The organism is Mesorhizobium sp. M0051 (genome assembly GCF_040323235.1).
Classification (GTDB): domain Bacteria; phylum Pseudomonadota; class Alphaproteobacteria; order Rhizobiales; family Rhizobiaceae; genus Mesorhizobium.
The window spans coordinates 13,555-29,397 of the sequence record NZ_JAMYUT010000039.1 but is presented as its reverse complement, the minus strand read 5'-3'; the positions used below and the strand labels follow the sequence as shown (position 1 = coordinate 29,397).

The following is a 15,843-nucleotide window of genomic DNA, read 5'->3' as shown; positions in this document are numbered from 1 at the left end:
CAAAAGATATGACCAAAACGGGCATGATCGACTTTCGCGGCGTCAACAAATGGTTCGGCTCGCTCAACGTGCTCAGGGATATCACGCTCAGCGTCGAGCCGCGCGAAGTGGTCGTCGTCTGTGGCCCGAGCGGCTCCGGCAAGAGCACGCTGATCCGCTGCGTCAACGGCCTGGAGGCGATCAAGGACGGCGACCTCACCGTCGACGGCCAGCGTCTCGGTGACCCCGCCACCAACATGACGCAGCTACGCACCGAGATCGGCTTCGTCTTCCAGTCGTTCAACCTCTACCCGCACAAGACCGCGCTCGAAAACGTGACGCTCGCCCCCATCCATGTCCGCAAGATCCCGCGCGCCGAGGCCGAAAAGGCCGGGCGCGAATTGCTGGCCAAGGTCGGGTTGGCCGACAAGGTCAATGCCTATCCCGCGCAGCTCTCCGGCGGCCAGCAGCAGCGCGTGGCGATCGCGCGTTGCCTCGGCATGCGGCCCAAGATCATGCTGTTCGACGAGCCGACCTCGGCGCTCGACCCCGAGATGATTTCGGAAGTGCTCGACGTCATGGTGGCGGTCGCCGAGGAAGGCATGACGATGATGGTGGTGACGCACGAAATGGGCTTTGCCCGCAAGGTCGCCCAGCGCGTGGTTTTCATGGACGCCGGCGCCATAGTCGAAAGCGGCACGCCCGACGAATTCTTCTCCCACCCCAAGACCGACCGCAGCCGGGCTTTCCTCGGCAAAATTCTCAGGCACTAACGGCGCACTGACACGCCGGTCAATTTACGCGTTCCTTGGCAGCGAGCACACTTCACCCGTCATAGGTGTCGTTCAATGTCCATTCGTTGATGTAGGATGCGGATGACATCTAAGGTCGTTTCGGATTGACGGAAGAAAACGAAGTGTTGCCCGACGGGATACTTGAAATAGTACTCGCGCACTTCGGTGCGGCGGCCGGTTTTGAGCCCGCTGGCCAAGGCCTCGATAGCGCCGATCAAATCGTGGTGATACCGATCCGCTTGTTCAAGCGACCAGTGCTTGAACGTGTAGAGCCAGATATCTTCCAGATCAGTTTCGGCGAGAGGTGAGAGTCGATATTGGCGGCACTCATTTGGCATGCTTGGCGCGCATCTTGCTCAGGAACGCAGTGCTATCGAAGGCAACGGGCGCGCCAGATTCCTCGCCAGCGATGAGCGCGTTTTGCAAAGCACGGACCTTGGCCTCATGCTCCTCGAGCAACCGCAGCCCTGCACGCACGACATCACTTGCCGAACCGTAACGGCCTGTCTGAACCTGCGTATCGATGAAGCCAGCGAAATGGTCGCCAAGGGAAACAGAGGTATTTCGGGGCATGAGCTCCATCCTAAGGTTGCGATGTCAACATATACCAAAAATTGGTATATGTCCACAATTGTGACCTCAGGGGCAAGATGCCAAGTCGCCCTGCCATCGCGCATGTCGTGATTCAAGCCGCCTCTTCCGGACTCCCGCCCATCACAAACGCAACCCGGCCGCCACGCCGCCTCAGCAGCGCGATGGCAAGGAAGGCGATGACGCCGCTCGCGGCGACGGCCACCAGCACCCACAGCGAATTGGCGACCGAAGTCCGCGCCATCATGAAGGCGAGCGCGAACGGCGCGAAGGACGAGGTGAACTGACGGGCGGCGCTCGCCCATCCGAGCCGCGCGCCATAGCCCTCGCGGCCGAAGAGTTCGAGCGGCAAGGTGCCGCCGACGATGCTGGTGAGGCCGGACCCGAGGCCAAACAGGAACACGAACAGGAAGGCGCCGGGCAGCCACGGTGTGGTCAACAGCAACGCGCACAGCCCGGCCGTGAGCAGCGAAGCTGCGATGACGGCAAGGTGCGTTTGCGGCAATCGCCCGCCAAACAGCATGTTGATCAGCCGGCTGGCGACCTGTGACGGGCCGAACAGGGTCGAGACGAAGAGGCCGGCGGTGCCGAGCCCAAGAGCCGCTGTCAGCGGCACCATGTGGATCAGGATCGCCGACAGCACGAACCCTTCGGTCGCGAAGCCCGCCAGCATCAACAGAAACGCAGCCCGGCCGCGCCGCGAATCGAGCGGCGCGCCCGCTTCCGGGGTCGGCCCGCGCTCTTGGCTCGCGGCCGTCGCGTGATGGCGCGACAGGCGCATCAGCCAGGCGTGGATCGGCAGGCAGAGCCCGAGATTGAGTGCCGCGAACAAAAGATAGACCTCGCGCCAGGTCAGTTGCGCATGCAGCGCCGAGGTCAGCGGCCAGAACAGCGTCGAAGCGAACCCGGCGATCAGCGTGAGGTGGGTTATGCTGCGTTGCGGACTCGGAACCCCGATCTGCACGATCGCCACGAAGGCGGCGCTATAGAGGACGAAGCTGGAGGCCAGCTCCATCGCCAGCAGCGCCAGAACGAAACTCACGCGGCCGGGCGAGACGGCGCACAGCGCCAGCGCCAAGGCTGCCGCGACCGAGCCCATGGTCATGATGCGCCCAGCGCCGAAGCGGTCGGCCCAGCGCCCGGCCGTCGGCGCGAACAGGCTGCCGGCGAACAACGAGGCGGATAGCGCGCCGAACACCCAGCCTTCGCTGAGGCTGAACTCGCTGGCGATTGCCGGCGCCAGGATCGAGAAGCTGTAGTAGAGCGTGCCGTAACCGATGATCTGGGTCAGCCCGAGCGCCCAGATCGCCTTGCGCAGGACAGATCGGTCAGGCATCGCTGGCTGCCATCGTCTCTCGCGCCTCGATGCCGGCCGGCGTGGTTGCACAGCCGCAGCCCGACGCGCCGTTTGCCTTGGCGTCCGCATCCCTGACGCAGCAGGCATCGACATTGGCGGGCGCGGGTCCGCCGCAGCAGCCAGCACTCTCCGACACCGTCACGACGCCGACGGCGCTGCACACGCCGGTTTCCGGCAGCACCAGCCGCACCTCGCGAGCCGCGGCATAGTCGCCGGCAATATCGGCGACCACCGAGCGGACCTGTTCGTAGCCGGTCGCCATCAGGAAGGTCGGCGCGCGGCCATAGGATTTCGAGCCGACGATGGTGAAGCCCGGTTCGGGATGCGCGAGTTCCCTGATGCCATGCGCGGGAACCGTGCCGCATGAGTGGAAATTCGGATCGATCAGCGGCGCCAGCGCCGGCGGCGCCTCGACGGCGGGATCGAGTGCGATTCGAATCTCACTAAGGAACGACAGATCGGGCCGGAAGCCGGTGGTGACGATGATGCGGTCGACTGCCAGATTGAACGGCTTGCCGGCCAGGCTGGCGTCGATGACGAGCCCCTCGCCTTGCACCTCGATGCGGTTGACGGCGAAAGGCGCCAGCATGTTCAGCCGGCCATCCGCCATCGCCTGCTTGGCGGCCAGACCGAGTGCGCCGCGTTCCGGCAACTGGTCGTTCAGCCCGCCGCCGAGCAATCTTTCGACGCTGGCGTGGCGCAGCGCCCAGAAAATCTCGGTGCCGGGTGCAGCGTCCTGCAACTCCATCAGCGCCAGGGCGACGTTGATGGCCGAGTGCCCGCCACCGATGACGAGGACGCGCTTGCCCGCATAGCTGCTCCTCACTTTGCCGACCACGTCGGGAATGCCATAGGCGATGCGCCCGCGAGCCTCGCCCTCGCCGGGAACCGGCAGCCCGTCGACACCGATCGGGTTCGGCCGCCACCAGGTTCCGGACGCGTCGATGACGGCGCGCGCGTGGGCGCGGTGCTCGCCGCGGGCATCGCGGTAGCGGATGACGAAGGGAGCTTGCTTGCGGCCTTCATTGGCGACCTTGTCATGTCCCTGGCGGGTGATCGCGGTGACCTCGGCGCCGAGCTTCAGATTGGCGGCGATCGCGGGAAGCCGGCCAAGCGGCGCCAGATAATCGCGCACGATCTCGCCGCCGGTCGGCAGGCCTTGGCTGTCCGGCGCCGTCCAGCCGGAGCGGTCGAGCAGCGCCCGCGCCGCCGCGTCGATGTTGTATTTCCACGGCGAAAAAACCCGCACGTGACCCCATTCGAGCAGTGCAGCACCGACACTCTCGCCGAGCTCCAGGATCAGCGGGCGGATGCCGCGCTCGACCAGGTGCGCCGCGGCAGCGAGGCCGACCGGGCCGGCGCCGATCACCGCGACGGGAAGATCTGCCATCATGTCCATCGGTTCGATCCTTCCGGTATCTTCGAATTATACGTCCAAAAAAATCAGGCCGGCGCTTTGCTGGCGGCAGGCGCGCAGGTGGCGTCGGCGCAGCACTCGTCGGCGAGATAGCCGATCAGTGCGTTCATGCCGGGATAGTTGGCGCGGCAGATCAGCGTCGTCGCCTGCCGCTCCTGCGTGACAAGGCCTGTGTCGACCAGCCGCTTGAGGTGGTGCGACAGCGTCGAGGACGGAATGTCGAGCTTGCCCTGGACGGCGCCGACGGCAAGCCCCTCCTCTCCGGCGCGCATCAGGATGCGATAGAGCTGAAGCCGCGTCGGGTTGCCGAGCGCTTCGAGCTGCGCGGCTGCTTTTTCGAGTTTCATGGAAATAAGCTATGCGACACTTTTCGCGACGTCAATCAAATTTCGAAAAATATGGAAATAACGTCAGACGACACGCTTGCCCAAGGCGTCGATGACCACCTCGCCGTCCTCCTTGGTGAACGCGCCGATCTCCGGGTTGGGCAGGATGTCCAGCACCTTTTCCGACGGCCGCGCCAGGACGACGCCGAGCGGGCTGACCACGATCGGCCGGTTGATCAGGATCGGATGCTCGAGCATGAGATCGAGGATCTCCTCGTCGGTCCATTTCGGGTCGGCAAGGCCGAGTTCGGCATAGGGCGTGTCTTTCTCGCGCAGCAGGTCGCGCACTGTCATGCCCATCGCGGCGATCATTTCGACCAGCCTTTCACGCGACGGCGGCGTCTTCAGATAGTCGATCACCTCCGGCTTCTCGCCCGACTGCCGGATGATGGCCAGCGTGTTGCGCGACGTCCCGCAATCGGGATTGTGATAGATGGTGACGGTCATTGCGCGGCCTTCATCTGTTTGATCGGTTTCGGTTCGGCGAGCAGCCAGCCCGCCAGGGTCATGGCCAGCAGCGCCCCCAGCAATTCGGCGGCTATGAAGCCTGGTAGGTCGACCGGACGGATGCCAGAAAAAGTATCGGAAAAAGCGCGGGCGATAGCGACGGCCGGGTTGGCGAAGGAGGTCGAAGCGGTGAACCAGTAGGCAGCCGTTATGTAGAGCCCGACCAGCCAGGGGATCGCGTCGGAGCGGAAGCGCAGGCCTGCCAGGATGGTGAAGACAAGGCCGAAGGCGGCGACTGCCTCCGCGAGCCATTGCCCGGTTCCGGTCCGCACCGTAGCCGAGGCCTGCAGGATCGGCAGTTCGAACATGGCGTGGGCCAGAAACGTCCCGGCGATGCCGCCCGCGACCTGGGCGATGATATAGGCAAGCGCTGCGTTCGCCTCGATCTCGCGGCGAAGCGCGAATACCAGCGTGACGACGGGATTGAAGTGCGCCCCCGAGATCGGTCCCAGTATCGTGATCAGCACGACGAGGATCGCTCCCGTCGGCAAGGTGTTGCCCAGCAGTGAAACGGCGACGTCGTGGGTCAGCCGGGCGGCCATGATGCCGGAGCCGACCACAGTCGCGACGAGCAGCGCGGTTCCCAAGGCTTCCGCGACGATGCGGCGTGGCAAGTCACCTTCGGCAGGTTGCGGCCGAACTCGTCCACGCGCTTCTGGATCGCTCATCGGTGGTTGCCCCCTAGCAGTCACAGGTCACGGCATTGATGACAGGTCGACAGAGTTCCGGCGCGCCGTTGCAGCAATCTTCCATCAGATAGGCCAGAAGGTCGCGCAAGCCGGTCATGTCGGCGACGTAGCGCACGATCCGGCCGTTGCGTTCGGGACGGATCAGCCCGGCATGGGCGAGCACCTTCAGGTGCGCCGACATGGTGTTCTGGACCGTGTCCAGCCTTGCCGCGATCTCGCCCGCCGGAATGCCTTGCGGCCCGGCGGGCACGAGCAGCCGGAAGACATCCAGCCGCGTCTCCTGGCCAAGTGCGGCCAGCGCGTTCAAAGTGCCTTTCTTATCCATATATCCGAATCCTTGGATTTATGGACTTCCGGATATCGGGTTCGCCGCGATCTGTAAAGCGTGTTTGCACGCCGTCAGGTGACCGCCAGCACCTTTCCTGTATCGTGCTGGCGCACGAAGTCCACGCGGGCACCGTCCCAGTGATAGCTGTAATGTCGGCCCTGCACCGGAATGGTGATGACGTCTGGCCAGAAGATGCCGATGCAGCCGCCGCCCGGCATGCGCACGCTGTTCCACACCAGCCCGTCGCTGCCTGCCGCCCGCAGCGCACGCCCTTCCGCCTGCGAGGCGGAATAGTCGTCCGGGTCGAGCACGCCGGGCACCGCGTTGACGTCATCGAGATCGCGGTCGACGCTGCCGATCAGCACGCGGAAATCCGCAGTCCAGCCCGGATCCTCGTTGGTGGCGCGCATAAATTTCTGGTGGTGGTGGACGGTCTCGGCCAGCGCCACCTCCTCGCTGTCGCCGGCATAGTAGATGCCATAGCTGCCATCCGAGAAGCGCCCCGGCCGCAGCGTCGAGCAGTGCACGAAGGGCGCCATCACGAAGCTGGAGCCGGGTCCGGAAACCCGCCTTGCGGCAGCCACCTTGCCGAGATCGCCGATCTCGAACCTTATGCGCGGGTTGGTCTTCGCCTCGACCGAGGCCAGCGCCTCCCAGTCGCGCGGATCGGCAATGTCCTCGAAGAGGTCGGTCGGCGGATGGATGGAGCGGATGATGCGGAAGGTCTGCCGCCAGTGGACACGGCGACGGACCGCAAGTCCACTCACCATGCACCACGCTCCGCGTCGAGCCATTCGCGCATCGCGGCAAGATCGGAAATTTCGCCACGCAGCATAAGGTCGAGAGCCGACTGGCCGCCGAAGGCGGCATTGGGCTTGCGGATCCAGGCATAGCCGCGTGCCGGCTCCGTGAACAGGTAGCGCAGGCCCTTGTGGATGCCCATCAGATGCGCCATGCGGGTGCGCAGGTCACGGTCGATCCTGCCGATGCCGCCTTCCTTCCAACGTGCCCAAGTGCGCGCCGATATGCCACCGAGCAGGATGCAGGCCTCCAGGTCGGTCAGATTCCAGGCCTTGAACAAATTGACCGTGGTGCGCGCGAGCGCGCCCGCCTCGTCGTCTGATATGACACTTCCCGCTGCGGCCGGTGTGGTGACTATGGACTGAAGCTGCATTTTGCTCCTCGCTATTGGCAGATATATAGCACACATCTGCCAATTGGCAAGACGGCGCTCGTCGGGCCGGATCTATTCCGCCACTTCGTACCGAAAAGGCGCAACGGCCCAGGATGTTACCCGGCCGCCCATATCAGCCCGTCAGTCTCTTGCTCATATAGACCGTCACGCCATTCATGAACGGCTCTTCCCGGTCCACGACATAGCCGTGCCTCCTGTAGAGCGACACATTGGCCTCGAAGGCGCCATTGGTCAGCAGGCGAAGCTCGAGGCGACCCGCTTCGATCGCCTTTTGCTCGACCCGCTCCAGCAACAACCGGCCGATCCCCCTGTCCTGCGCATCCGGTGCGACGCAGACGTTCTCGATCCAGAGATGATCGTCGGCCAGGATGGTTTCGATTATCCCGACGATACGGCCACCCTCGACGGCAAGATCGAACGAATGCTCGGCAACGGCCTTGTCGTAGTCGGTGCGCATCGGCAGCGGCTCGCGGCCGATCACCGGCACCCATTTGGCATAGGCGGCCCGAACGATATCCCTGATCGCGGCGGCGTCCGCCGGCACGGCCGGCCGAAGCCGGATGGAAGAGACGATGGTCATGAAAATGCTCCAGAATATGAAAACCCCGTCGGCCTGCTTGAGGCGAACGGGGCTGGAAACGAACGAACCGGGCTATCGTACCGGCCTTCGTCGTCGCGCAATCAGCTTGCCGCTCCGCACTGCGCAGGGGCGGCGTCGCTTGGTGTTGATGGGCGAAAAGACGAACATGCCGTCACGCCGGGGCATGAAGCGTGGCGCTGTCAAGACGGCTGCTCAATCGGTAAAGTCTCATGTCATGAGGCGGGCCTCGGTCTTGCCTACCGCCGCAGGATCAGGTGACGGCCCATGCGGCGGACAGCAGGCTGGTGCGGGCGCTCGCCAACTGGTGCCCATCCCCGGCTACCACACTACTACCCCGCCGCCGGCAAGCCACGCCAGCCTTCTCGCACCTGGTCAATACCTTGCGCTACAAGGACAAGATGAGCTCGACGGGCAGAATCTGTTGCCTGCCTGATTGACGAAGCAGGACGGCATCGGCATCATTCTCCACGGCGTGGCCTGCGCCGAACCTCCAGGGATCGTCCCCCCCAGCACGGTCTTGAACGGAGGCAAAGGGGCTTTCCAGTCTCAGGCCGCTGTCTTGGTCCGATCGTTTCGAGTGTGGTTGCTGGGGAACTTCATCCGGAACGTGAAAGGCCATGACAATGACCCAAAACGCAAATTTCAAACGTCGTGTGCGGGCTCGCGCTGCCAAGACAGGTGAGTCCTACACAGCCGCTCTCAGGCATTTTTACCGCCGCCCGCCGGACGATCCGGCGCCCGAAACCAGATCGATGCGATTGGCAGTCGCGCAAAGCACCGTCCATGACGACCCTCGCGACATCGGCGCGCTGCGCGACAGCGGGTTGGAGATGCGATGCTTGATGCGAGAGGCGCGGCAAGCAGGCGCAAGACTGCTGCACTTTCCCGAAGGCGCGACCTGCTCCCCCAACAAGCGCATCATGTCGGCCAGCGGTCGCGAAACAATCGGGCCGGCCGATTGGAGCCGGTTCGAATGGGCGGTCCTGCGCGACGAACTGGAGGCGACGCGGATGCTTGCGCGCGAGCTTGGCCTGTGGACGGTCTTCGGTTCGGTGCATCGGCTCAGCCAGCCGCGCCGGCCGCACAACAGCCTCTATGTCGTCTCCGATCGCGGCAAGCTGGTGACGCGCTATGACGAGCGCATGCTGTCGAACACCAAGATCTCCTTCATGTACACGCCGGGCTCGATGCCGGTGACATTCGAGGTCGACGGGCTCCGCTTCGGCTGCACGCTCGGCATGGAAGCGCACTTTTCCGAGATTTTCATCGACTATGAGAGGCTCGACGTCGACTGCGTCCTGTTCTCGACAATCACTGCCGCCGATGGCCCAGTTTTCGCCGTCGAGATGCAGGGACACGCGGCAAGCAACAATTACTGGGCGAGTTTCTCCATCCCCGCGCAACACAGCCTGACCGCGCCTTCGGGAATCGTTGCGCCCGGTGGCCGCTGGGCCGCGCAATGCCCTGCCGATGGAACCCCCGCGATTGCCGTCGTCAATATCGACAACAATCCGGGAGACCCGGCCCGGCCCTGGCGGCGAACGGCGCGGACGGGAATCTACCAACCGCACCTGGTGGAAGACGACCAGCGGAGCAACGATCGCGGCGTGTTCTAGGAAGGCGTCACGCACAGGGGGCGGCTGGCGACTGCCGGCCGCCCCCTGTGGTTGCTGCCGATAGAGCGCAATCCATCTGGATTGAATCCTCGGTCGTTCTATCTTCCTGTTCGCGCGAACCGAAGGTTCGAGACCTGGCACCAGCACCGGAGCAATCGCTGTGACCGATACCGATCTTGCCGATATCTATCGAGGCTACATCGCTTGCCTCAACAATCAGGATTGGCGCAACCTGCATCGGTTCGTCCATGACGAGGTGCACTATAATGGCGACCGGGTCGGGCTGGCGGGTTACCGCAAAAAGCTGGAGCGGGATTTATCCGAGATTCCGGACCTCTATTTCGACATCCAGCTGCTGATTTCGGATACGCCCTTCATAGCCAGCCGGCTCCAATTCAACTGCACGCCGATCGGAGACTTCCTCGGCCTGCCCGTCAACGGCAGGAAGGTCTCCTTCAGCGAGAACGTCTTCTACGAATTTCTCGACGACAGGATCAGGCACGTCTGGTCGGTGATCGACAAGGCGGCCATCGAAGCGCAGCTTTAGTCTGACAATCGTTCGTAAAAATCGATCGTTCTAACGAAAATAATTCGTTGGAAAGATTGGTTCTGGAATGGCATTCCTCGGCGATACCAGCCCGGAGCATTGCATTGTCTTCCTTTACCCACATTGCGAACGATATTCCGAAAAGCCTGATTTCTGCCGATCTTCCCCGGGGACAAAAATCTCTCAAATGGAGCGGCATCGTGCCAGGCATCGTCTTGGTCGCGATGATCACCGGGGTCGCCTTCTCGGCCCGCAATGTCTCCGGCTTCGCTTTGTTCAGCCCGATGATAACCGCCGTCGTCGCCGGCATGATCTATTCCAACGTGCTCGGCACGCCCGCCCACGCCAAGGCCGGCATCGCGTTTTCGCAGCGCCGGCTGCTGCGCTTTGCCATCGTGCTGCTCGGCTTTCAGCTGACGCTTGGCCAGATGGTGTCGATCGGCGCCAGCGGTGTCGGGATCGTGGCGGCTACGCTCGGCGCCACCTTCGTCTTCACCATCACGCTCGGCCGGCTGATCGGCGTCGACGCCAAGCTGGCGCAGCTGATCGCCGCCGGCACTTCGGTCTGCGGCGCCTCGGCCATCGTCGCCACCAACATCGTCACCGATGCGCGCGACGAGGACGTCACCTACGCCGTCGCCTCGATCACGTTGTTCGGCACCGTCGCCATGCTCGGCTTCCCGCTCATGGCGCCTATGCTCGGCCTCGACCAGCACGCTTTCGGCCTGTGGGCCGGCGCTTCGATCCATGAGGTGGCGCAAGTCATCGGCGCCGGCTTCCAGAACGGCACCCAGTCCGGCGAGATCGCCACCGTCGCCAAGCTGACCCGCGTCGCCATGCTGGCGCCGATGGTCATCACGCTCGGCCTGATGGCCCGCCGCAAAAGCAGCGGTCAGTCGGCCGCACAGCCGCCCATGCCTTGGTTCGTCGCCGCCTTTGTCGCCGTCGTCGCGCTGAACAGCTTGGTCACCGTGCCGGCCGAGATGAAGTCGGCAATGGCGCTCGCCACCACCATCATGCTGACCATGGGGCTGGCCGCCATGGGCCTGCAGGCAGACATTTCGCAGCTGCGCTCGCGCGGCCTGCGCCCGCTGGCGCTCGCCTTCTCGGCCTTCCTGTTCATCGGCTGCTTCAGCCTGATGCTGGTGAAGTTCGCCTAGTCCAGACCCGGCCAGGGCATGTTGAGATTCAGGTCAGGCCGGAGCGAGAACGATGGCTTCCGAGAACCGGAGCGGAGCGTACTTAAGTACGTGAGCACCGGAAGCGCAGGAAGCCGCCGTTCGCAGCCCGGCCTCACCTGAATATCAGCATGCCCTAATCCTCGAACGAACTCGCCGCGGCGTAGATCGCCGCCAGCGTCTCTATGCCGGCCTGGTCGGCCTTGTCGAAGCGGGCCGGCAGCGGGCTGTCGAGGTCGAGCACGCCGAAGACGCCCTCATCGTCCTCCAGCAGCACCACCAGTTCTGAACGCGAATCGGCGTCGCAGGCGATGTGGCCTGGGAAATCATGCACGTCCGTGATCAGCATCGAGGTGCCGAGTTCGACCGCCGTTCCGCACACACCCTTGCCGACGGCGATGCGCACGCAAGCCGGCTTGCCCTGGAACGGCCCGAGCACCATTTCCTCGTCCGATTGCAGGAAATAGAACCCCGCCCAGTTGAGATCCGGCACCATCTGGAAGATCAGCGCCGCGGTGTTGGCGGCGTTGGCGATCGAATCGCGCTCGCCGTCGAGCAGCGCCTTCAGTTGCGTGGCGAGGTCGCGATAGAACGCGGCCTTGTCTGAGGTGTCGATGGCTTTGGCCGCAAGCATGGCTTGTCTCCGTAGTCAGAATCGCGGTTGCGTTTCCGCAAGCTCTCTGCACCAAACGACCACCGGACGATACTAGCTTGAACTCCAGTCGCAGCGAAAGTCGGAAGAAGATGCCTGTCCGACACTCGGCAGCACGGCACGTCCATCGAACCGTGCTGCCTTGATCAAGAAGGCAAGTCCATCAGCCGGCGGGTTTGTACGCGCCGGCTGCCTTTTTGGCGGCTGCGAGCACTGCCTTCATGTCGAGTTCTTCCAGAACAACCATCTCGGTCAGCGAGCCGCTCGCTCGCACCGCAAGGGACATGCCAATCCCCGCTGACTGGTCCGGCACCTCGCCATTGACGACGACGTCATAGATGCCGCGCGTGAACATCATGCTGGTCATCTTGCCGCCAACGCTTTCAAAAAGCGCCTTGACCGCAGCTTGCCTGTCCGAGCCTTGCATCAATCCTTTGGCGGCATGAGGCGCATAGTTTGCCAAAATAGTCACTTTCATGGGTATTTCCTCCAAATGTCACTGTCTCGTGGCTGCTCCATAATTCGAGCGGCACGGAGTGATTTTTCGGTAACAATCGCAGGCGCCCTTGGACGCGTTGGCGGCCGAGGGCCCGCTGCCTGAGAAATATGCGCCTTGGCTAATATAATGACAATACCAGACAGGCCGTTAGCAGCCACCGGATTGCGGAAGTGATCTGGCTGGATCTCGGCTCGGCCAATGGCATCGAGCTCGGGCCGAAAAGTGGCGGCGGCGCCGCAGATTCACATCGGGCGTTTGGGTTCGCTCTTTGATGGCTTCGGCGTGTTGAAATCGGATTTCTTGTGCTTGTCGGCGGCAATCCTGCGGATGCGGTCGAAGCGGCTTTCCTCGGTTTTTTCGGTCGTCACGACCGTCTCTGGCTTCCGCACGAACGTGATCATGGATCCGTCTCCTGGGCTAGAGGCCTGCACGCCGGGAGAAAATACCCCCGGCGGTAGTTATCCAGGCTCCATTGAAGAGCCGGGGTGGCTGAATTCAGGACAGGTCTGAAAGGTGGCTTTTATGAAATCACCTTTCGCAGGCCGGCCGAATCTTAGTAGCCGCCCATGCCGCCGCCACCGCCACCCGCAGGTGCGGCATCCTTGGCCGGAATGTCGGTGATCATCGCTTCGGCGGTGATCAGAAGGGCTGCGATCGAGCCGGCATCCTGCAGCGCGGTGCGCACCACTTTCGCCGGGTCGACGATGCCCGCCTTGATCATGTCGACATAGACCTCGTTCTGGGCGTCGAAGCCCTGATTGTGGTCCTTGCTGTCGATCAGCTTGCCGACGACGATCGAGCCTTCGACGCCGGAATTCTCGGCGATCTGGCGGATCGGCGCTTCGAGCGCCCGAAGCACGATCGAGATGCCCGCGGTGACATCGGCATTGGCGCCATTCAAGCCGGCCAGTGCCGACCTGGCACGCAGGAGTGCCACGCCTCCGCCGGGCACGATGCCTTCTTCAACCGCGGCGCGCGTTGCGTTCAGAGCATCGTCGATGCGGTCCTTCTTTTCCTTGACTTCCGACTCGGTGGCGCCGCCGACGCGGATGACGGCAACACCGCCGGAGAGTTTGGCCAGCCGCTCCTGCAGCTTTTCCTTATCGTAGTCGGAGGTCGTCTCCTCGATCTGGCCCTTGATCTGGGCGACGCGCGCCTGGATGGTCGCCTTGGTGCCGGCGCCGTCGATGATCGTGGTGGTGTCCTTCTCGATCAGCACGCGCTTGGCACGGCCCAGCATCTCGACAGTGACGTTTTCGAGCTTGATGCCGAGATCCTCGGAGATCATCTGGCCCGATGTCAGCACGGCGATGTCTTCCAGCATCGCCTTGCGGCGGTCGCCGAAACCCGGCGCCTTGACGGCCGCGACCTTCAGGCCACCGCGCAATTTGTTGACGACAAGCGTGGCGAGTGCCTCGCCTTCGACGTCCTCGGAGATGATCAGCAGCGGTTTGCCGCTTTGCACCACCGCTTCGAGGATCGGCAGCATCGCCTGCAGATTGCCGAGCTTCTTCTCGTGGATGAGGATGTAGGGGTCTTCCAGCTCGGCTCGCATCTTGTCGGCATTGGTGACGAAGTAGGGCGAGAGGTAACCGCGGTCGAACTGCATGCCTTCGACGACGTCGAGCTCGGTGTCGGCGGTCTTGGCCTCCTCGACGGTGATGACGCCGTCATTGCCGACCTTGTCCATCGCCTTGGCGATCATCTCGCCGACGCTGGCATCGCCATTGGCGGCGATGGTGCCGACCTGGGCGATTTCGGCCGACGACTTGACCTTCTTGGCGCGGGCCTGGATTTCCTTGACCACGGCGGAAACTGCCTGGTCGATGCCGCGCTTGAGATCCATCGGGTTCATGCCGGCGGCGACCAGCTTGGCGCCTTCGCGCAGGATCGAGGCGGCCAGCACCGTAGCGGTGGTGGTGCCGTCACCGGCCAGATCGTTGGTCTTCGAGGCGACTTCGCGCACCATCTGCGCGCCCATGTTCTCGAACTTGTCGGCAAGCTCGATTTCCTTGGCGACGGTGACGCCGTCCTTGGTGATGCGCGGAGCGCCATAGGCCTTGTCGAGGATGACGTTGCGGCCCTTGGGACCGAGCGTGACCTTCACAGCATTGTTGAGGATCTCGACGCCGCGCAGCATGCGGTCGCGCGCATCGGTGGAGAATTTGATTTCCTTGGCAGACATGATTTTTATCCAGTTTGGTCGGAGAAAATGAGATCAGGCAGCTTTCTTGGCGGCCGCGCTCTTGTCGATGACGCCCGTCTCGCTCTTGTCGATCACGCCAGTCTCGCTCTTGTCGATGACGCCCATGATGTCAGCTTCCTTCATGATCAGAAGGTCCTCGCCATCGATCTTGACCTCGGTGCCCGACCATTTGCCGAACAGGATGAAGTCGCCTGCCTTGACTTCGAGTGGAACAAGCGCGCCGTTTTCGTCACGGGCGCCAGGCCCAACGGCGATGACTTCGCCTTCCGCGGGCTTTTCCTTGGCATTGTCCGGGATGATGATACCGCCCTTGGATTTGATATCGCCTTCGGCGCGACGAATGACGACGCGGTCGTGGAGTGGCCGAAATTTCATGGGAACATTCTTTCTGGGGCCGGCACAGGCGGCCACGCCCCCTTTCTATAGACGCATTGGCACTCGATAGATAGGAGTGCCAAAAATTATTCGCGCCCGAATTAAATATTCAAAAGTATTATTTCGGCGGCCGGTTTCGTGATATCCGCAGATCGTCAAATAATTCAAAAGATTGAATTTTGCCGATCGAGTGCCTATTTGTCGGACGAGTTCACTTTCACGATTTCAGGTACAAGGGAGATTTCTTCGATGGCCGAAGGCAATCAGACGATCATGGAAAAAGCTGAAGCCCGCTTTGTCGACAAGCAGAAGAAGACAGCGGAGAAAAACAAGGCAACCGCCGAATATATGTCCGAAGCGAGGGCCCGGGAGATCAAGACGGCAAGGCTCAGGGAACTGCGGCTGGCCAAGGAAGAGGCTGACCGCGTCGCCGAGGCTCTCAATCCTACGCCGAAGAAGAAGCGGGTGACCAAGAAAGCCACGGAGGCCAAGACATGAGTCTCACCTTCCCCAACCGTAGCCGCAGCTATGACGAGGCCGGCCAGCGCATCCGTTTCGTCGGCTATGATGGCATGTTCCAGATCTCCTTTTCGGTCGCCGCCGACGCGATGGCGAAGATGCAGCCAGCAGCCGCAGCCAATGAGGCCGGTTACCTCGCCACATTCGACACCGAGGGCAGCGCCATCCGCGAAGTGGCGTCGAGGGCTTACGACCGCACCCACAGGAGCATGTATGTGCTGACGGCAGCCGATTTCGGCTGAGGACCGAATGGCGGCGACGGCGATCAGGGCCTCCGCCCTGCCCTCCGCGCGTCCTAACGCCGGGTCCGTGGCGCTCACGGCTCCACACCGCAGTCTTGGGTATCGATGGTCACGCAACGCAGGGTCATGATCGTCGAGGCCAAGACGCTTCCAAGTGAAAGCGCT

22 protein-coding genes are annotated in these 15,843 nt (G+C 63.0%); 6 read left to right on the top strand and 16 right to left on the bottom strand.

What is annotated here, in order from left to right:
* Positions 1 to 8: 8 nt before the first annotated feature.
* Entirely contained in the window at positions 9 to 752 is a 744-nt protein-coding gene (locus tag NKJ90_RS29290; RefSeq protein WP_023760037.1) for an amino acid ABC transporter ATP-binding protein, read from the top strand.
* A gap of 59 nt (positions 753 to 811) precedes the next feature.
* On the opposite strand, the gene NKJ90_RS29285 is transcribed toward NKJ90_RS29290, so the two are convergent.
* The 11 genes from NKJ90_RS29285 to NKJ90_RS29235 form a co-directional block, all read right to left on the bottom strand.
* Positions 812 to 1,111, bottom strand: coding sequence for a type II toxin-antitoxin system RelE/ParE family toxin (locus NKJ90_RS29285; RefSeq protein WP_023760036.1), 300 nt, complete (start codon positions 1,109 to 1,111; stop codon positions 812 to 814).
* Positions 1,101 to 1,346: a type II toxin-antitoxin system ParD family antitoxin gene (locus tag NKJ90_RS29280; protein WP_031260421.1), complete on the bottom strand. Its 246-nt coding sequence runs from the start codon at positions 1,344 to 1,346 to the stop codon at positions 1,101 to 1,103. Before NKJ90_RS29280 ends, NKJ90_RS29285 begins: the two co-directional genes overlap by 11 nt.
* Positions 1,347 to 1,458: 112 nt before the next feature.
* Positions 1,459 to 2,700 carry an arsenite efflux MFS transporter ArsK gene (gene arsK / locus NKJ90_RS29275; protein ID WP_023760034.1) on the bottom strand — a complete coding sequence of 414 codons (1,242 nt, stop codon included), beginning with the start codon at positions 2,698 to 2,700 and terminating at the stop codon, positions 1,459 to 1,461.
* Entirely contained in the window at positions 2,693 to 4,120 is a 1,428-nt protein-coding gene (locus tag NKJ90_RS29270; RefSeq protein WP_352487453.1) for an NAD(P)-binding domain-containing protein, read from the bottom strand. The genes arsK and NKJ90_RS29270 overlap by 8 nt, the downstream gene beginning before the upstream one ends.
* A 44-nt stretch (positions 4,121 to 4,164) precedes the next feature.
* A complete protein-coding gene (locus NKJ90_RS29265; protein WP_023760031.1) occupies positions 4,165 to 4,485 on the bottom strand; it encodes an ArsR/SmtB family transcription factor in 321 nt (106 codons plus the stop codon).
* Between the two features lie 63 nt (positions 4,486 to 4,548).
* Positions 4,549 to 4,971 (bottom strand): arsenate reductase (glutaredoxin), encoded by a 423-nt coding sequence (gene arsC / locus NKJ90_RS29260; protein ID WP_023760030.1) that lies wholly within the window; start codon positions 4,969 to 4,971, stop codon positions 4,549 to 4,551.
* The gene (locus NKJ90_RS29255) at positions 4,968 to 5,699 is read right to left on the bottom strand and encodes an aquaporin (protein ID WP_050589544.1); all 732 of its coding nucleotides are present in this window, start codon (positions 5,697 to 5,699) and stop codon (positions 4,968 to 4,970) included. Before NKJ90_RS29255 ends, arsC begins: the two co-directional genes overlap by 4 nt.
* A 13-nt stretch (positions 5,700 to 5,712) precedes the next feature.
* Positions 5,713 to 6,045 carry an ArsR/SmtB family transcription factor gene (locus NKJ90_RS29250; RefSeq protein ID WP_023760028.1) on the bottom strand — a complete coding sequence of 111 codons (333 nt, stop codon included), beginning with the start codon at positions 6,043 to 6,045 and terminating at the stop codon, positions 5,713 to 5,715.
* Positions 6,046 to 6,119: 74 nt separating this feature from the next.
* Positions 6,120 to 6,818, bottom strand: a complete 699-nt coding sequence (locus NKJ90_RS29245; RefSeq protein ID WP_023760027.1) for an RES family NAD+ phosphorylase — start codon at positions 6,816 to 6,818, stop codon at positions 6,120 to 6,122.
* The gene (locus tag NKJ90_RS29240) at positions 6,812 to 7,222 is read right to left on the bottom strand and encodes an MbcA/ParS/Xre antitoxin family protein (RefSeq protein WP_023760026.1); all 411 of its coding nucleotides are present in this window, start codon (positions 7,220 to 7,222) and stop codon (positions 6,812 to 6,814) included. Before NKJ90_RS29240 ends, NKJ90_RS29245 begins: the two co-directional genes overlap by 7 nt.
* A 133-nt stretch (positions 7,223 to 7,355) precedes the next feature.
* Positions 7,356 to 7,823 carry a GNAT family N-acetyltransferase gene (locus NKJ90_RS29235; RefSeq protein ID WP_023760025.1) on the bottom strand — a complete coding sequence of 156 codons (468 nt, stop codon included), beginning with the start codon at positions 7,821 to 7,823 and terminating at the stop codon, positions 7,356 to 7,358.
* A 644-nt stretch (positions 7,824 to 8,467) separates the two neighbouring features.
* On the opposite strand from NKJ90_RS29235, the gene NKJ90_RS29230 reads away from it, so the two are divergent.
* The 3 genes from NKJ90_RS29230 (at position 8,468) to NKJ90_RS29220 (ending at position 11,167) form a co-directional block, all read left to right on the top strand.
* On the top strand, positions 8,468 to 9,460 hold the full coding sequence (locus tag NKJ90_RS29230; RefSeq protein ID WP_031260418.1) for a carbon-nitrogen hydrolase family protein: 993 nt from the start codon (positions 8,468 to 8,470) through the stop codon (positions 9,458 to 9,460).
* Positions 9,461 to 9,620: 160 nt separating this feature from the next.
* On the top strand, positions 9,621 to 10,007 hold the full coding sequence (locus NKJ90_RS29225) for an ester cyclase (protein ID WP_023760022.1): 387 nt from the start codon (positions 9,621 to 9,623) through the stop codon (positions 10,005 to 10,007).
* A 104-nt stretch (positions 10,008 to 10,111) separates the two neighbouring features.
* Positions 10,112 to 11,167, top strand: coding sequence for a YeiH family protein (locus NKJ90_RS29220; protein WP_023760021.1), 1,056 nt, complete (start codon positions 10,112 to 10,114; stop codon positions 11,165 to 11,167).
* A gap of 154 nt (positions 11,168 to 11,321) precedes the next feature.
* On the opposite strand, the gene msrC is transcribed toward NKJ90_RS29220, so the two are convergent.
* From msrC to NKJ90_RS29195, 5 genes are all read right to left on the bottom strand, one after another.
* Positions 11,322 to 11,819: a free L-methionine (R)-S-oxide reductase MsrC gene (gene msrC, locus NKJ90_RS29215; protein ID WP_023760020.1), complete on the bottom strand. Its 498-nt coding sequence runs from the start codon at positions 11,817 to 11,819 to the stop codon at positions 11,322 to 11,324.
* Positions 11,820 to 12,000: 181 nt separating this feature from the next.
* Positions 12,001 to 12,315, bottom strand: coding sequence for a GYD domain-containing protein (locus NKJ90_RS29210; protein WP_023760019.1), 315 nt, complete (start codon positions 12,313 to 12,315; stop codon positions 12,001 to 12,003).
* A gap of 263 nt (positions 12,316 to 12,578) precedes the next feature.
* Positions 12,579 to 12,737 (bottom strand): hypothetical protein, encoded by a 159-nt coding sequence (locus tag NKJ90_RS29205; RefSeq protein ID WP_023760018.1) that lies wholly within the window; start codon positions 12,735 to 12,737, stop codon positions 12,579 to 12,581.
* A gap of 152 nt (positions 12,738 to 12,889) precedes the next feature.
* Positions 12,890 to 14,521 (bottom strand): chaperonin GroEL, encoded by a 1,632-nt coding sequence (groL, locus tag NKJ90_RS29200; protein ID WP_023760017.1) that lies wholly within the window; start codon positions 14,519 to 14,521, stop codon positions 12,890 to 12,892.
* Positions 14,522 to 14,554: 33 nt separating this feature from the next.
* On the bottom strand, positions 14,555 to 14,917 hold the full coding sequence (locus NKJ90_RS29195) for a co-chaperone GroES (protein ID WP_023760016.1): 363 nt from the start codon (positions 14,915 to 14,917) through the stop codon (positions 14,555 to 14,557).
* A gap of 249 nt (positions 14,918 to 15,166) precedes the next feature.
* Here NKJ90_RS29195 and NKJ90_RS29190 point away from each other — a divergent pair, with 249 nt between their 5' ends.
* Together NKJ90_RS29190 and NKJ90_RS29185 are read left to right on the top strand one after the other, a co-directional pair.
* Positions 15,167 to 15,415, top strand: coding sequence for a hypothetical protein (locus tag NKJ90_RS29190; protein WP_023760015.1), 249 nt, complete (start codon positions 15,167 to 15,169; stop codon positions 15,413 to 15,415).
* Positions 15,412 to 15,678 carry a DUF1488 family protein gene (locus tag NKJ90_RS29185; RefSeq protein WP_023760014.1) on the top strand — a complete coding sequence of 89 codons (267 nt, stop codon included), beginning with the start codon at positions 15,412 to 15,414 and terminating at the stop codon, positions 15,676 to 15,678. The genes NKJ90_RS29190 and NKJ90_RS29185 overlap by 4 nt, the downstream gene beginning before the upstream one ends.
* Positions 15,679 to 15,843: the final 165 nt, after the last annotated feature.

Coding starts and splice junctions, on each gene's coding strand:
- NKJ90_RS29235 (WP_023760025.1), bottom strand. CDS start 7,823: ATGACCATCGTCTCTTCCATCCGGCTTCGGCCGGCCGTGCCGGCGGAC.
- NKJ90_RS29270 (WP_352487453.1), bottom strand. CDS start 4,120: ATGGACATGATGGCAGATCTTCCCGTCGCGGTGATCGGCGCCGGCCCG.
- NKJ90_RS29210 (WP_023760019.1), bottom strand. CDS start 12,315: ATGAAAGTGACTATTTTGGCAAACTATGCGCCTCATGCCGCCAAAGGA.
- NKJ90_RS29280 (WP_031260421.1), bottom strand. CDS start 1,346: ATGCCCCGAAATACCTCTGTTTCCCTTGGCGACCATTTCGCTGGCTTC.
- NKJ90_RS29190 (WP_023760015.1), top strand. CDS start 15,167: ATGGCCGAAGGCAATCAGACGATCATGGAAAAAGCTGAAGCCCGCTTT.
- NKJ90_RS29245 (WP_023760027.1), bottom strand. CDS start 6,818: ATGGTGAGTGGACTTGCGGTCCGTCGCCGTGTCCACTGGCGGCAGACC.
- groL (WP_023760017.1), bottom strand. CDS start 14,521: ATGTCTGCCAAGGAAATCAAATTCTCCACCGATGCGCGCGACCGCATG.
- NKJ90_RS29195 (WP_023760016.1), bottom strand. CDS start 14,917: ATGAAATTTCGGCCACTCCACGACCGCGTCGTCATTCGTCGCGCCGAA.
- arsC (WP_023760030.1), bottom strand. CDS start 4,971: ATGACCGTCACCATCTATCACAATCCCGATTGCGGGACGTCGCGCAAC.
- NKJ90_RS29285 (WP_023760036.1), bottom strand. CDS start 1,111: ATGCCAAATGAGTGCCGCCAATATCGACTCTCACCTCTCGCCGAAACT.
- NKJ90_RS29230 (WP_031260418.1), top strand. CDS start 8,468: ATGACCCAAAACGCAAATTTCAAACGTCGTGTGCGGGCTCGCGCTGCC.
- NKJ90_RS29250 (WP_023760028.1), bottom strand. CDS start 6,045: ATGGATAAGAAAGGCACTTTGAACGCGCTGGCCGCACTTGGCCAGGAG.
- NKJ90_RS29255 (WP_050589544.1), bottom strand. CDS start 5,699: ATGAGCGATCCAGAAGCGCGTGGACGAGTTCGGCCGCAACCTGCCGAA.
- NKJ90_RS29240 (WP_023760026.1), bottom strand. CDS start 7,222: ATGCAGCTTCAGTCCATAGTCACCACACCGGCCGCAGCGGGAAGTGTC.
- NKJ90_RS29265 (WP_023760031.1), bottom strand. CDS start 4,485: ATGAAACTCGAAAAAGCAGCCGCGCAGCTCGAAGCGCTCGGCAACCCG.
- msrC (WP_023760020.1), bottom strand. CDS start 11,819: ATGCTTGCGGCCAAAGCCATCGACACCTCAGACAAGGCCGCGTTCTAT.
- NKJ90_RS29205 (WP_023760018.1), bottom strand. CDS start 12,737: ATGATCACGTTCGTGCGGAAGCCAGAGACGGTCGTGACGACCGAAAAA.
- NKJ90_RS29290 (WP_023760037.1), top strand. CDS start 9: ATGACCAAAACGGGCATGATCGACTTTCGCGGCGTCAACAAATGGTTC.
- NKJ90_RS29185 (WP_023760014.1), top strand. CDS start 15,412: ATGAGTCTCACCTTCCCCAACCGTAGCCGCAGCTATGACGAGGCCGGC.
- arsK (WP_023760034.1), bottom strand. CDS start 2,700: ATGCCTGACCGATCTGTCCTGCGCAAGGCGATCTGGGCGCTCGGGCTG.